This is a genomic window from Microbacterium sp. R1 (genome assembly GCF_015159725.1).
GTDB classification, from domain to species: domain Bacteria; phylum Actinomycetota; class Actinomycetes; order Actinomycetales; family Microbacteriaceae; genus Microbacterium; species Microbacterium oxydans.
Genome location: NZ_JADDUD010000006.1, coordinates 32274 through 46596 on the forward strand (window position 1 = coordinate 32274; position 14323 = coordinate 46596).

General features: G+C 62.7%; 14 protein-coding genes. 2 read left to right on the plus strand and 12 right to left on the minus strand.

The window, feature by feature from the left end:
* Nucleotides 1–219: 219 nt before the first annotated feature.
* The 5 genes from ILP86_RS18215 to ILP86_RS18235 form a co-directional block, all read right to left on the minus strand.
* A complete protein-coding gene (locus ILP86_RS18215; RefSeq protein ID WP_206549486.1) occupies nucleotides 220–1611 on the minus strand; it encodes an SAVED domain-containing protein in 1392 nt (463 codons plus the stop codon).
* Entirely contained in the window at nucleotides 1568–2053 is a 486-nt protein-coding gene (locus ILP86_RS18220; RefSeq protein WP_082682572.1) for a Mov34/MPN/PAD-1 family protein, read from the minus strand. Before ILP86_RS18220 ends, ILP86_RS18215 begins: the two co-directional genes overlap by 44 nt.
* A complete protein-coding gene (locus ILP86_RS18225; protein ID WP_164743634.1) occupies nucleotides 2050–3366 on the minus strand; it encodes a ThiF family adenylyltransferase in 1317 nt (438 codons plus the stop codon). The genes ILP86_RS18220 and ILP86_RS18225 overlap by 4 nt, the downstream gene beginning before the upstream one ends.
* 227 nt (nucleotides 3367–3593) lie before the next feature.
* Nucleotides 3594–4682, minus strand: coding sequence for a nucleotidyltransferase (locus ILP86_RS18230; protein ID WP_374706401.1), 1089 nt, complete (start codon nucleotides 4680–4682; stop codon nucleotides 3594–3596).
* Between the two features lie 319 nt (nucleotides 4683–5001).
* Nucleotides 5002–6027: a RelA/SpoT domain-containing protein gene (locus ILP86_RS18235; RefSeq protein WP_127481840.1), complete on the minus strand. Its 1026-nt coding sequence runs from the start codon at nucleotides 6025–6027 to the stop codon at nucleotides 5002–5004.
* A 395-nt stretch (nucleotides 6028–6422) separates the two neighbouring features.
* Here ILP86_RS18235 and ILP86_RS18240 point away from each other — a divergent pair, with 395 nt between their 5' ends.
* Nucleotides 6423–6935, plus strand: coding sequence for an HAD domain-containing protein (locus tag ILP86_RS18240; protein ID WP_127481839.1), 513 nt, complete (start codon nucleotides 6423–6425; stop codon nucleotides 6933–6935).
* A gap of 23 nt (nucleotides 6936–6958) precedes the next feature.
* Here the strand turns inward: ILP86_RS18240 and ILP86_RS18245 are convergent, their stop codons facing one another.
* Entirely contained in the window at nucleotides 6959–7336 is a 378-nt protein-coding gene (locus ILP86_RS18245; protein WP_058631468.1) for a hypothetical protein, read from the minus strand.
* A gap of 86 nt (nucleotides 7337–7422) precedes the next feature.
* Complete coding sequence (locus tag ILP86_RS18250) at nucleotides 7423–7845, minus strand: hypothetical protein (protein WP_153002306.1); 423 nt, start codon at nucleotides 7843–7845, stop codon at nucleotides 7423–7425.
* A 262-nt stretch (nucleotides 7846–8107) separates the two neighbouring features.
* Between ILP86_RS18250 and ILP86_RS18255 the strand changes: the two genes are divergently transcribed.
* The gene (locus ILP86_RS18255; RefSeq protein WP_205802387.1) at nucleotides 8108–8392 is read left to right on the plus strand and encodes a helix-turn-helix domain-containing protein; all 285 of its coding nucleotides are present in this window, start codon (nucleotides 8108–8110) and stop codon (nucleotides 8390–8392) included.
* Here the strand turns inward: ILP86_RS18255 and ILP86_RS18260 are convergent.
* The 5 genes from ILP86_RS18260 to ILP86_RS18275 all read right to left on the minus strand — a co-directional run bounded on the left by ILP86_RS18260 (nucleotide 8273) and on the right by ILP86_RS18275 (nucleotide 14082).
* A complete protein-coding gene (locus tag ILP86_RS18260) occupies nucleotides 8273–8935 on the minus strand; it encodes a hypothetical protein (protein WP_164743609.1) in 663 nt (220 codons plus the stop codon). The genes ILP86_RS18255 and ILP86_RS18260 overlap by 120 nt on opposite strands.
* Before the next feature lie 482 nt (nucleotides 8936–9417).
* Entirely contained in the window at nucleotides 9418–10320 is a 903-nt protein-coding gene (locus ILP86_RS20040) for a TniQ family protein (RefSeq protein WP_363512367.1), read from the minus strand.
* Nucleotides 10317–11345 (minus strand): ATP-binding protein, encoded by a 1029-nt coding sequence (locus ILP86_RS18265; RefSeq protein ID WP_058631472.1) that lies wholly within the window; start codon nucleotides 11343–11345, stop codon nucleotides 10317–10319. The genes ILP86_RS20040 and ILP86_RS18265 overlap by 4 nt, the downstream gene beginning before the upstream one ends.
* Nucleotides 11342–13345 carry a Mu transposase C-terminal domain-containing protein gene (locus ILP86_RS18270; RefSeq protein ID WP_082682575.1) on the minus strand — a complete coding sequence of 668 codons (2004 nt, stop codon included), beginning with the start codon at nucleotides 13343–13345 and terminating at the stop codon, nucleotides 11342–11344. Before ILP86_RS18270 ends, ILP86_RS18265 begins: the two co-directional genes overlap by 4 nt.
* Nucleotides 13345–14082, minus strand: coding sequence for a TnsA-like heteromeric transposase endonuclease subunit (locus ILP86_RS18275; RefSeq protein ID WP_058631474.1), 738 nt, complete (start codon nucleotides 14080–14082; stop codon nucleotides 13345–13347). The genes ILP86_RS18270 and ILP86_RS18275 overlap by 1 nt, the downstream gene beginning before the upstream one ends.
* Between the last annotated feature and the right edge of the window lie 241 nt (nucleotides 14083–14323).

Genomic DNA, 14323 nt, shown 5'->3' on the forward strand with positions numbered 1-14323 from the left:
AGTTGATGTGTAGGCGACCTCGGCGTTGCTGACACAGGTGTCGATCCCGGAAGACCGTGTGACAACATCCGCGAGAATCCGCCACCTTTCATGAGAACAGCGACAGGTTTCGTGAGAATGCGACAGGTTTCGTGAGAAACGACAATAGTGGCTGTCCGATCTCACGAAAGTTGTCGGTTGGTGGGCCGCTACTCCCCTCTGCCACGCAAGACGGCGCGCCTAGGCATCGTCAGCGCCGATTCCAGCCGTGCCCCCAACGCTGCCTCCGTCACTTGGGAGCAGAGCGGAAGTGATTGGCCCATTTGGAGCGCCGGCGTGTACATCGAGCGCGGCGACGTACCGCGGTGTGAAATCGCCATCCACGTCGCTGTCATCCCACTCGAATAGCCGTACGCGCAGCGTGTTCGAGAGTCTGCCCATCAGCACGGACAGCGGAAAGGGGCATCTCAGCAGCAGGTCGACCGCCGCGTTGCCATGCCGAGCGGAAAGCTGACGTACGAGTGCCATCGCCTCTGCGGCGATGCTGCCTGCATCGGCCGGGTCGATGAGGCCTCCATTCGCGTACGCAATCGTGGCGCTCGCGACGTACTCGCCGACGTGGTCGTCGAGGAATCGCAGCGGCGCAGCGTCGCTCCGGGTAGGTAGCAGGTCGACGTACGCGACGACTCGCGGACGGCCCCCGACCGTGGACTCAGCATCCACCGCGTCGAAGGTGAGCTGAGGCACTGCGGGCACGGCGGCCTCGGTCGTGCTCGCCCATTCGGCGTCGCGCTGGTCGATGACCGTGATGCTGCCGACGCGTGACGACGGTAGCGCGGCTCCGAGCGCGAACCCGACCGAAAAGTGTCCGCCGCCGGAGATGCGGACATTCCGCGCCCCGGTCGTGACGACTGCGTCCGGAAGAAGCGTGAGGGCTCGCCGCAGGTCGTCGAGACCCTCTGCGCAGGGGAGGCGCTCGTGGGATGAGCGTCGGACCCGCACGTCGAGCTGCGCGCCCGTACGGTCGTATACCTGTCCGATATTGCGGGTTTGAACCGTGAGCTCGAAGTACCCGTTCGCCTCCACGATTGCACGGTGCTGTGCCATGCGGTGCGCGACGGCCGCTCGGACAATCTCGAAGAGCCCGTCATCGGTTACGGGGTTTTGGTTGATCCCTTCCAGTTCGCGACGCACGCGTTCGAGGAGCCTGTCTGGTGCGCTGTAGTCGACCTTGCCCGGTGAGCGCTCAATGGCGTTCGCGACCAGCAGTTGGAATCGATTGTCGCCGCGATTTAGCCTGATGAGTGCGGGCGCCTCAATGGACTTCACAACGGGGCTGTTTGCGATGTCGGGCGTGATGACCACTACGCCGCCGGACAACCTGTCGGCCAGTGCTTGCTCCAGACGGTCCGCGGTATCGCCGGGCGGGAGGTCGTCGACGTCCCGCCACACGGGGATCCCCGCCGCGCGCAGCAACCATCCGAGCGAGGAGACGGTCTTCGTTCCGTCTGACTGTCGGTACGAAAGGAACAGGGGACCTCGGACGTCGATGTCGTCGTCATTGACAGGAATGTTCATGATGCCTCGGTTAACTGGTCGTGTCGGTTTGATGTGCAGGTAGAGGAAGGTCACCGGTTGGAATCATGCGGCAGGGCACGATGCGGGTGCCGCGCGCCATAGACATGTCCAGCGCATAGGTTGTGCCGCGGTGGCGAGCAACCAGCAGCAGTACTGAGCGACGCATCGCCAGAGACGTCGTGCGAGTAGTGAGGAGGTCTGTGCGGCTTGCCGGCACGTCGGCGGGATGGGAATGCCAGTCGCCGATATAGCCGAGACGCGCGTCGGCTCGACGTGCGTCGCGAACCGCACGCTGAGTGACGCCGCGCGGGAGGATGAACTGGGCAGGGCCTCGTCCTGGCGAATCGAACGTCCGGACTTCGGTCACCCAGGGGGAGTCGCCTGCTGTCACGCCAATCAGGATGCCGCCGGTTTCGAGAGGGTGAGAGTGGGCGGCGCTAACCCGCAGCCGTTCCAGGGCCGATTCCGACACGTACACGATCGGCTCCGCGATCATGGCGCCGCCGTAGGGAATCTGTGTTCACCGACGACATCGAACGGTGCTTCGTCGAGGGGGCGGAGTATGGTCACTGCATCTGCGGTGCGCCCAGCCCGGCCGAGCAGGAGGTCGAGGCAGGCCAGCGTTGTTTCGGACGCAGCACGCAGGACGCTTGCCGGAGCCGCATTGTGCACAAGCGCAGTGCAGCCGAGCTCGAGGAACCCGAACGCTTCTGATTCGTCGCCAGGCGGGATGGGTGGAAACTCAGGCGCGGTCCGCTGCATGAGCGGCACATCTTCATCCGTCTGGCGTTGAACGCGGAAAGCGTCGCCGCCGCGTGCGAGAGACGCGCTGATGAGCGGCACGTTCGTCTCATCGCAGGCCGAAGCGATAGCCAGTGTGGCGGCGAAGACCCCTGTGCAGTCAACGACGAGGTCGACGTCGCGCAATAAAGGAACAATGTCGTCCGGCCGAAGCGGAACGTCCTCGTGCATTGTCGGCCTGCACCAGGGCGCGACGTCCTCGATGTAGAGGCTCGTGAACCCTGCTTTCGAGTGCCCGACGGAGTGGGAAAGCAGGATGTGGCGCACCAAGTTGGTGGAGCGCATGCTGTCGTTGTCGTGGAGACGGAGACGTCCGACGCCACTAGTTGCCAACGTGCGCGCAACCTGGCTGCCGAGCGCTCCGACGCCAGCGATGAGGACACGCTTGCCGCGCAACTGAGGAGCGTCGGGTCCCGCACGACGGAGGCGGCTCTCGGTATCCGAGGGGGAGGTGGGATTGGCGAACGCCGCCAGCGTGCCCTCCGCGCCGGTGAAGGTGAGCACGAGCGCCTCGTACTGGTCATACTTTGGCCAAGCTAGGACCGCGAAGTCGTAGCCGCCGCTCGGTTGATTCTCTCTCGCGTCACGTCGCCGCTGGAGACCGTTGTCGAGGTTGCTGCGCTGCCGAGGTGTCAATGCGGCTCGGAAGTCGTCAAGCGAGCGCGGGGTCTCGAGCGCGGCGTCTCGGAAGAAGACCGGCCCTGAGAGCAGGTAGTTCTCGGCGGGCCGCCGGCTGAGTGTCAGCACCCCGTCGGCACGTCCATGGACCACATGGGTCTTTCCGTTGCGTGGCGTGTCGAACAGTGTCGGGATATCCAGTTCGGCAGCGAGGGAGGCGCGCCCGGGGAACATCACCCACGCATCGAGAGCGCGGTCTTCCGGTCGAAAGTCTTGGGCCGCGCTCGCTGCCCAAGCTCCCAGTCGCTCCAAGTACACGCCCCAGGTTTGCGCAACGACCTGCGCCGGGTCATCGTCGGCCCAAAGGCAGATGTATCCCGTGTCGGGCATGACATGGTCAGACACGAACCCGGGAACATGGCCGCGTACCGCTAGCGCCGGCCACCCGTCCGGGAAGGACAGCCGCATCTCAGTGAGGTCGGTCAGCGGGCGAAGCGCCTCCGGCAATGGGCCCACCCATCGTGCCTGATGCGTCCCAGGCACTGGGCTGAACCCGGCCATAACCAGTTCCGCACAGAAGGCCTCAAACGCGGGTTGGCTGTATACGAAGGGCGGTCTCATCGCAGCGCGAAACCGCGAGCGCGTGTCGGCCCGTTGGCGCTCACGGCGGCTACTGCCGGCACGGGCACACCACTCCCGCTGCAGCCGTCAGGAAGCGGGAACACCTGACCGCGGTCGTTCGTGCCGAGGATGTTCCGCCAGGTCTTCGCTGCCGCGCACGGAGTCGCTCGAAGTGCCTCCTCTGCATCAGCCGCGAGCGCACCGAACGTCCGGCTCGCATGCAGGCAGTCAGAAGTCTCGAGTGCAGGCTTGAGCGGCGTGCGGAGAATCGGATCTAGGAGCCCGTCGCCCGCCGCCGTCAAAAAGATGCGGGATACCTCGTAAAGCGAGGACGCGAACAGCTCGGCCCATGAATCGCCGGTCACACGTCCGTTCTGCCACGCCTCGTACACAGCTACCTCGACATAGAGTCCGCCTGGCTTGGCTTCGCCAAGATGCACATGGCGAACCTGTCGCAACAGCCTCACGATCGGCTTGTATGCGTTCCGACCGTTGACGACGGGGCTCTTGTCGCTCGTCGACAGCGCCTGCGAGGCCTCACCGAAAGCAACAGGGTTCGTTCGAACCCAGCGATCGGCTTCGTTCTGCCACGTCGAGCGGTCACGATTGGGGATAGCCCAGTCTCTGCCCCACGGAACAGCCGGTACAGCGTCCACGCTGAACGCGAGGTCAGCCTGCGCATTCGGGGAGGCGAAATCGACCTTCAGGCTGCGCGGCTGCGGGGTCACCCGACCGCCGTCGTCGACATGTCCGTACTCGGCCAGGAGGACCCTGGACACTTCGTCGTAGACGACTGCAGGGTCGAAGGCGATGCCCAGGTTGAGGAACCGAAGGAAGATGTCCACGTCCTTGCCGGGGTATCGGGCAGTCTGGCGACCATAGGACCCAATGAGAAGCGGTGTTATGTCCCAGCTCTTCAGCGTGGCGTCTGCTTCAAGAAGCTCACGCACCTCGGTGTGCGCGGCGATGGCGCGCCGTTCTTTGTCGTCACTGATAGTGACGTTGCTGACGGCAGTGGTGAACTGCGTCGGAAGGGTTTCTATTCGGGTCTCCTCGGGTCGGGAAGAGGACGTGCACGCTTCAATGTACGACCTGCATCAGACATCAGCGCCGATGCGCGTGCAATCGACTCTCCAGTCGGCGTCGTGCATCCGTCTCGCGGCGCGTGCGGCGGTCATTCTCGGCGGGGCCCGTGGATTCACCGTTGACCAGACAGTGCATGAAATGCTTCGTGAGAATCCGACAAACCACGTGAGGACGAGCAGGTGTGTCCGACCACACGACATTGGTCACGAAACGAGACGCGAGAGCCGCGAATGACGCGGTAGCTGTGAGTTGCGGCGGGGGCGTTTGTCTAACGAAGTTGTCAGAATCTGCGCAACGCGGATTCCCCACTTCCGGACGCTAGCCGACGGCGATGGCGCGATTCACGAGATGGATGAAGACCTCGATGTTCACGAAGTAGTTCGGGTAAGCCTGTTGCAATTTGCTCGCGTCATCGACGGATACAAGCACGACGTCCCGGAACGGGTTGCTCCGAGTGCGCGTTTCCAGGTCGGCGTACGCATTGGTCGCCGCCTCGTCGTCGGAGTACCCGACCATCTCGAGCGTTCCATCATCCAAGTCAAGGTCGAGGAGGATGTACTTCCCGTCCTCGGCGGTAGATCTCTGGATGACTTGCTTGAAGCTAGCTAAACGCGCTGTCACCTCGTGCACTGCATCGATATCTTCCAAGCGTTGTCGGCGCTCTTCTCGCGCCGTAGGGGTCCCTGGCACGAGAGGCATTCCTTCGAGCTCGGCGATCTCCGAGCTCATCAACGCGAAGAACTCCCGCCACCAGTTCTCGCCGGTCCCGAACTTCAAGTTTTGGCCGGAGAACAGGTCGACGGTCTCGACTGCCGTCGCCCAAAAATGCTGCAGCCGAGTTCGCAGCTGGATCTCGATCCGGTAGGAGTCCCAGGGTGTTGGTTGACGCGTGCCGTACGCGTATGCAATGTGAACCGAACGATACCCGTCGTCCTTCGGCATCGATAAATAGTCGTCGTGCTGCTTCAAAACGTGGTTGCCCGGTCTGCTCAACAGCAGTTTCTCGACCGCACGGACCTGGTCGACGTCCGCGAGCACGGCGCGCACTCCACCGAGGTCTTGCATCGTGTCGAGTTGGCTGTTCTCGAAGCGAGCGAGCTTTCGTTCGATCGACGGGAGGCGCTTCAGCCTCTGCGCGACTAGAGCGTCTCCATCGCCTCTGGTGTAGTTCCGTACCCGCACCTGCCAAGTGTTCATCGGATACTGGTGTGCAGAGCGCCACGCTTTTGCGAGTTCTCGGGCTTCCGACTTTTGCTCGACGGACGCACTAGGTGACCGAAGAACCTCGCCCGCGCGACGCACTGATTTCTTGGAACCTGTGTATTGGGGCCACTCTCTGGTCATGGGTGAACTGTATTCCGTGAACTGCGCTCGAACGAAGCAACAGTCGTCCTACGAATGAACCCGTCGACCACGAGGTTCCTGTCTCTATAGCGAAGCAGCAGCTGCGCGCAGCCCTCGGCAACGAGCACGACCCACCCAGACAGCGGGTGAGCCAGTCCCCGCTGCTGTTGCCGATGGCGTGCAACTGCGCGTGGCGGCTATCGCCTCCTCCGCGACCGTCATACTCCATGCGAGGAGAGACTCGCGCCTGAGCCACGATGCTCCTAGGCTCGCGCCTGAGCCACGATGCTCCTAGGCTCGCGCTATGGCCACCTCGGAGCCCCCCATTTGTCACACCAAGACGGCCGAACACCAAGCCCGTCCGACAACGCAACCTCACGCAGAGATGTCTGATCGTGAATAGGCGCTCTCATCAGCGCACTGCACTGCTTGCGCTCGATGTCGATGGCACAATCTCCAGGATCTACCGCGAGGAAGAGCGCGCGCTGCATCAGAACGATGAAGGCTGGCGTTCCTGGATGACGGTCGACGATGACCTGGTGGACGCACTTGACGACCTCGCCCAGCGACCCGGCGTGCAGGTCGCCTGGCTGACGACGTGGCCGCGTGATCAGGTCGGCTGGTTGATCCGCGAGCCGTTGCGAGGCAAGCTCATCGGCCCGTACGTGCCTTGGCAGAACTGGCCCAAGCGTGGATGGCGGACGGCGAGCCTGATCTCGCACATTCGGCAGACGAGCCCGAACGCAGTCGTGTGGGCAGACGATCAAGCTCCCGAGGACGCTGAGCAACGGCTAACCGCAATGACGGAGGTCCCATCGCTGGTCGTCCGCCCCGACAAGTTCGTGGGCGTCACCCTTGACGATATTGGGCGAATTGATCAGTTTCTAGCCGAGCAGCTCGGACTCTGAACACCCGCCGGGCACTGCGGGCTTCATTCGGCGGCTTCCTCAGCCTTGGCACGAGCGTGAGAAGCGCAGAGTGCCCACACCCACATTCGGATCGTGTAGGTCCTCGCCGGCGCCCCGCATTCTTCGCAGGTCGTCGTGCTCTCCCACTCAGCGGCGAGGATGGCTTCGCTGAACTCGTTGTTGTAGTCGTAGACGTCTTCGGATGCCCGAGCGTAAAAGCTCAGAGAGCCGAACTTTGATTTGACCTGCTGAACGACGTAGCCCGGAGCGATCGCCGCGAGCTTTCTGTCAAGCCGGTCGAGAAGCGGGTACCAGCCGGAACTCACATCGATGAGCTGAGGCCAGCCAGGTTCGATACGAGCAATGATCCGCCGAAGCCCCGGCGGAGCGTTCTCAGTCATATCGTCCCCTCCTGATCGACGTTCTACGCTCTAGACGACTCGAACGGGCTAGTGGTGGCTCACGGGTACCTCGGCTCGATGGGAGCCTACGTACCTTCGTTCGTTTCGTCAGCCACCTCCAGCGGCTCCGCAAGCAGGACCAGTGTGGAATGCTTCGAACCGTTACGGGCAACTAGGGACGCTCGGGACTGTTGCCGCAGTCGAGAATGCTCACGGAACGCGCGCCCTACGCGCAGACTGCGCATCACGGCCCTGTCGAAGCTAATCATTCCTCGACGACGCCACTCGATAGCGGCGTGACCTCGAAATCCCGTGACCGCCCGTCGGCGCTCCATGAACTCGAGTTCTGGGAAAGGACCCGGCAATCCACCGGTGTCGGGCAGCAGGTGGGTGAAGAGTTCGGCGAACGTCGGACCGAGGCCCGTGCGGCGTCGAGTCTGCGCGATGAAGATGGCGGCAGCCAGTGCCCATTCCTCCGCGGTGTCATCGCCGGTGAACTCTTCGAACATGTACACCCATTCTGTAGGCGGCGGACTCGTGATGTCCTGCCACCAGATCGGGAACGCCTCACACATGACGCACACCATCACATTTCGCGGTCGCATGCACGGGCCGATCCCGCGGCGCGACCGCCAGTCACCGGGATGGGCAGCACACGTGCAGGGAGTAGCGGAGCAATCCGACGAAGATGATGATTGTTTCGTATGGCCTCTCAAATTATGCCATACCGATTAGGCCAAACATGAGCGCCCGGATCTAGACGCTTGGAAGGTGCGCCAGCGGAACGACGACTTGGAAGCAGATTGGGCTGCGTTCGCGCAGCGCTTCGCCACTTCCCTTCGCACTGCTCGCCACAAAGCCAATCTGAGCCAGGAAGACGTGGCCTACCGCGCCGGGCTGACCCGGTACACGTATCAGAAGTACGAGAAGGGCGAATCACGCCCCGGCCACTCGGCTAACCCGACGTTGCGAACTCTCCTGGCTCTCACCCAGGTGCTCGGCATCACCTTGACCGATCTGGTCCCGGGGAACGCTCCCGATCTTCGAAGTCGCTGAGCGCTGTTCAGTCCCCTGCGTGACCCACGGTGCATCGTCAGCCCAGCCGGGAACGATGCGCCGGGATACGACCCGAGATGCAGGTGCCGCACGCACAGCACGCTCCACGATGTCCGCTCTTCTGCCGGAGCGCGTGACGTGGCGCAGGAGAACCGCTTTCTCACGGTAGGACGCTTCCGCGACCCCCTTCTCAAATGGCGTTTTCGATACCGTCGCCCCGCTCGATTTCGGCATTCGGATCGCGGTGTACATCGCGGCGCGGTGAACCGCTACGACCGTGGCTGCGGTCGATTCCAGTTCCGCCGTCCGGCTTCCACCTCCAATGCCTACGACGAGCCCGATAAGCCCTTCGACCTGCTGGGAGTCGCTCTCGGCGAGTGCAAACAAGCTGAGCGTGACGTCAGGGTGCGTTAGCGTCACGAGCAGGTCAACTGCCGGCGCATACGAGCACGAGGCTCGGAGCCAGCGCGCGTCAGGTCGCTCTTGCCAGCTGTCGATGATCAAGCGCAGGGCAAGGTCGTATTCGCCCGTGTGCATCGTCACCCCGCGTCTCCAAAGGATTCCTGAAATCGACTGTTCGGCGCGATGGCACGCCGACGGGGTGGACAGGAGTTCATCTTCACCGAGGAAGTGCCATCGACGGTGGCGAATGCAAAACCCACCTCCCCTACTGAACACCTCAGTCGGGTTTCCGTCGCTGCATACCAAGCACGCGGAGCGAGCGCGATCAACAACTTCGCACGTGGCGCAGCGTCGAAGCATCCACCGAACGTGGTGGCAGCGCCGATACAGACGGAAGCGTGCGCGCTCCTTGGCGAAGTATCCGGGAGGCAGCGCACCGATTGCCTCAGTCGCAGATGTGAATCGAGCGTTGGTCGAGCTCGACCTGTTGGCACCAACCGTCCGCTCCAAATAGTGGGTGAGCGCGCTGAGATCGAGCGAGTTGGCGACGGCCAACCTAGCTAGGAAACCGGTAGGCGTCTCCCCGGGCAGCGGAATCACACGACAGGGAAAAGTTCGCATGCCTACCTCGACCTCAGTTCCACACGATGGTTCAGCACATGCGCCCTGATCGCCTTGACCCTCGGAAGCATGCGCCTGGCAGCGGGCGTAAGCACGCAGCCGCCTTGCGTAGCGACCGCGGACCTGCCGATCCAGAGTTCCCGTCCCTGAATCCTCAGGCTGTCGAAGATGCCGTCCACGGCGCGATGCCCTAGAGAGTGCGCGGCGACTACGCGATCGAACAGCATTGCCAGTGCGTACCCACCGAGACCCTGCGACATCAGAACGTTCGCGAGACGAGCGTCAGTGAGCCGCGCAGTGAGCGCGATTCGCCGCGGAAATTGAGGAATCTCGTCATCCAGAAGTTCAGCTGCGCACCCACCTTCGAGATTTCGCAGTCGCAGCAACTCCGCGGCCGCATCAACTTCGGGTGACCGATACGGCACACCTCGAAGAGTGAGAGTTCCATTCAGCAGGCGTTGCGCGAGCAGGTGCTTGTGCCTCCCCGGCAGGGGAATATCTCGACCGCTTCCGTGCCACCTCCGGTGTCGCACGCAGACCGGACCGTGCATACGCGCGACTGTGACCTGATCGCCTCCGGCGCACCGTCTGCAGAGAGCCACAGCTGCCGGAATCATGCGACAACTCGGGCATTCGACTTGACGCGTGGCGCCACCATGTCCACAGGCGCGACCGCCGGCTTCGCGGAACAATGCACCATCCGGAAGCCCACCTAACGCCTCGATCTTCCAGAGGGCGCTTCTCGGTGTCACCCGAATTGGGAGGGTTCGATCCTCGCGTCGCAACGCCAACCAGAGGTCCTTTTCGCCGATTGCATTTGCGGCGCAAAGCCGCGCCCAGTAGCTCGCCGCCGTTTCCCCCGGATACAGGCGAACGGAAATCGGAAGCCCGAGACGCGAGGTCATGCCGCACTCGCAGGCGTTCGCGATCGTCGCGGCTTGCTTGTGTGGAGCGTTGCGGCCGTCTGACGGCGGGCAAGGTCGCGTTCGAATGCGGCCGCATCGAGCTTCTCGGTTCCGTCGTCCATCGCGCTCAGGGCAGCGAACTGCAAGAGGTCCTTGAGCAGTCCGATCTCCCCGCCCGTCAGCGCGTGCAGTGTCGGCGCCGCGGACAGAATCGATCCTGGCCGTTGCTCTGCTAGACACAGTGAGCTCTCCATGGCGAGAAGCAGATCACCCCAGCGAGCCTTCTCCGCGGTCGAGATCAAAGGAAATGGTAAGGCCACGTGCACTTCGAATCGCTTCCCGATCTGCCCACCACGTGAGCCGTCGAGAAGTCCGGTCCCCTCAACTGCGATTCCGGCGTAGACGAACGTGCCTCCACATCGCTCAGAAAGCTGCTTGAGCATGTCGGATGCCTCGACGTTCTGCCGGTACTTCAGATCGAGGTGATGCACGTCATCGACCAAGACGAGTTCGGTGGAGCATCTGCGCAGGGCGTTCGAGACCGCTTCCAGCAGGTCCCCGTAGGTCATCCTGCCGAGAACCGGGAGACCAAGGAATCGGGCGAACTCATGCATCAGAGCTTTGGCTGAGCACTGGGCGGGTACCGCGACATACACGACTGGGAGCATGCCCGGCCCCGCAGCCGGGTGGCCGGTGTCTCGCCGCCTGCGTTCGTGTGCTCTACCGATCTCGACTAGCGAAGTGGTCTTGCCCTGGCCTGGCTCCCCCGAGAGGATCAGGCCTAGCTTCCCGACTCGTCGGTAGGCGTTGAGCATGACGCGATCCCGAACGGCTCGCTGGAAGGCTTCGAACTGCGGTGTCCGCACGAAGGCGCCTGCCTGCGAGTATTGAGCTCGTCCCTGGTTGTATAACGCGCGGTCCCCGAAGCTCATGGCCCGAAGCTCCTCGGATGTGACCGGCGCCGGGCGCTCATACGCGGTGTCAACGTGCTCGCGCCAGCCTTCCTTGGTCGCGATCTCGATCATTCGTCGATCCTCCGCCGCACCTCGTCGAGCCTGTCTCCGATGAGAGGGAAGCCACCGCTGTTAGGCCATTCCTCGGTAGAGGTGGTCTCGATGGACGAGTTGTCACCGTCAGCAGGTCGTTTCTCGTCCTCGATGCTCTTCACACTGGTGAAGTTCATCGGATCTTCAGCGATCGCTGCCAATCGAGCGCGCTCTCGCCCGCTTCGCTTCTGACCGTTGCTTCGAGGGGCTGGATTCCCTTGACCGGCGAACGCCTTGATCGCCATCGCAAGCTCGCGACGTTCAGCATCGAGCTCAGCGACATCACCGGAGCGCGACGTGCGGGCGTACCGCCAGACATCACCCAGCATCGGGAGTTCATGGACCTGATTGGACCATCTCAGAGGGATGAACTCGCCGTCCCGCTCGAGCCAGACGACGTGCAGATTGTAGGGGTCTACGCGGATCGGCCATCGGCCGTTCCGCGCTTTGTCAGGAGACTTGCGCCTCCACAGGCCTTTGAGCCGCTCGGAGTTGTAGACGCGGTTATCGATGCGCACGCCGTAGCGGTTCAGAACTCGGTAGTCCACAGGTAGCAGCGCGATGTAGTCGTCTCGCGTCAGCGGTACGTGGAGTTCGGGCACGTAAGCACGGAACGCGCGACACATCTCGTTCGGCGACAACTTGATACGCGGATGCAACGGGTCCCGCAGTCCGTCATGCGGACGATTCTGCCACTCGACCGCGATCCAGTCCTCTAGGAGCTCCTGGGCCTGTGCGATCGTCAGTAATTCGTCGGATTCCGTGTCTGTGTCGCGACCGCGATGTTCGACGCTGCGGCCGACATATCCCTTCACGTGCTGCAGCAGCATTGAGTTGATTGCCCCGAACGCTCGCTCTACGTGCGGTTTGTCCGTTGGTGTGTGCGGCGCCGAGGTGATCAGCGAGATATTCAAGGTTTCACACGCAGCGCGGAAATGCCGCGACAAATAGTTTCGTCCGCGGTCGGTGGTGATCGTGTCGGGAAACACATACGGCTGCGCGAGACGCAATCGCTCAAATCGCTCCTGATCGATCAGTTGATCGTCAGCCCATGCCGTCGAAATCAGCTGTCGGGTCTCGCGAACCCCTTCCATACGCCGGCCATAGGGCACCAGGGCCCGTGCAAGGACAGCCACCAGGTCGACGCTCTTCGTCCCTTCGGGGCGCAGCATCGCGGCAAGAATCGAGCGAGTTGCGACGTCAAGGAGAATCGTCAGTTCGGGCCGGCCGACGGTTTCGTCATCGATCCGCAACATGACATCGATCCGCGTGGAGTCCATCTCGACCAGTTCGCCGGGACGCAGTGCGGTGCGAGTGCCGAATGTGCCGTCGGGTTGAAGCGCAAGCGACTCGCGAGTCTTGGCCGAACCGAAGGTGAATTGCCCGTGCTCGTCTGCTTCGAGAAGTCGGAAGAACGTCGCTCGGCTCGGCAGCTTCACCGCATCGCCGTGGAGACGTTCGACGCGCCTCATGATTTGTTCGATCGCTGTAGTTCGACTCACAGTCGAGGCGCGGCTCTTTCCTCCGAGTACGTGGTTGATGGCCTCGACGAGGCGTGGATCCCATGTGCTCTTGCGTGGGGAGCCTTTGCCTGCAGTGGTCGTCCCCTGCTCTCGGAACGCTTTAAGCCGACGCTCCACGGCGCGCGTGGAGACAGTTCTACTTAGGCGCACCTCCAGCCACTCGCGCTCTGCTTCAACAGCCTTCCCGACCCCGATCTCTTCTCGGGTCGCCTCGATGCGTATGCACGATTGCAGCCACGGATCCATGTCCGGCGTGATGTCCTGCACCTGCAGAGAAAGGTTCAGCAGACCTGAAGTGTCGCTAGGCACCGGTGTTGCATCATGTCGAAGCTCGTCGAGAGCGACTTCGACCTCACTTCCGTCCTCATCTCGGAGCATCGCCGAATCCTTCTCAATAAACAAGACCGAGAACTTGCGTTGACGCCACGTGAGCGACCCGCCAACTACAACGCGCATCACACGCTCCTTTGCCACACGATCGTTCTGATGTTGAGGGCTTGATCGAGATCTGCCTCGAGCGCCCCTGACCAGAGGTGCGCGTAGCAGTGTGCGAAGCCCTCGGATCCGACACCGAGCAGCGCAGCTACCTCAGCCAGGGGTAGCCCATCTTCTGGGAGCATTGGCAGTTCTTCGCTGCTCGCCCAGTCTCGGAACGGGCCCAGGAATCGGAGGTTGGCCTCGCGGACTACCGATTCCGCGTCATAGACGACATACCGCCAGCCGCGCTCAGCGGCGAACACCGCTGTCATGTCGAACTGTCTTCTGACGTCGTCCTTGATCTGAGTCGCCGGCTTGACGTCCATCAGCACGGCGTGCCCGTCGTCCAGACGCACGAAGTAGTCCGGGCAGTGCTCGCGCGGGCCGTCGGGCGTGGTCCATCGGATCCACATGGGCTGGCTGGCGATCGCAACCACGCCCGGGGTGCGGTCCAATTCGATGAGGCAGCCCCGCTCCGTCAGCGACTCGAATCCGACAGACGCGCCAAGCGCTCCCATCCAGTGGTAGCCGTCGTAATGCCGCTTGAGCCGCCAACTGGGAAAGTTCCGAACGGGATCGCCTCGTTCGAAGGGCACGCTGTCGCAGTCGACGGCGTCAAGTTCTAATTGCACGCCATCGAGACGGTACTCAACGCGAGCTCGCGTCCGGTTCGCTTCAGTGGTGGGAGGAACAGGCCACTGCTGAGTCAGGTCCATAGGGATCCAATCGACATCGACGGATACTTCCTATTCGGCAGTCAGCCTCTCTCCTGGGGAGCGGTACTGGCCTATGTCCTGAGCCCTGACAAAGATGCCCCAACTGGGGATCTGCTCACGGGCAGACTATGTCCGGCACCCAACGAGGCTGGTCGACACGCCGCTCTTCCGACACGTCTAGTGAGACTCCGACACTTTCGTGAGACTCTCCGACAGCCTTCGTGAGACTCCGACACTTTTC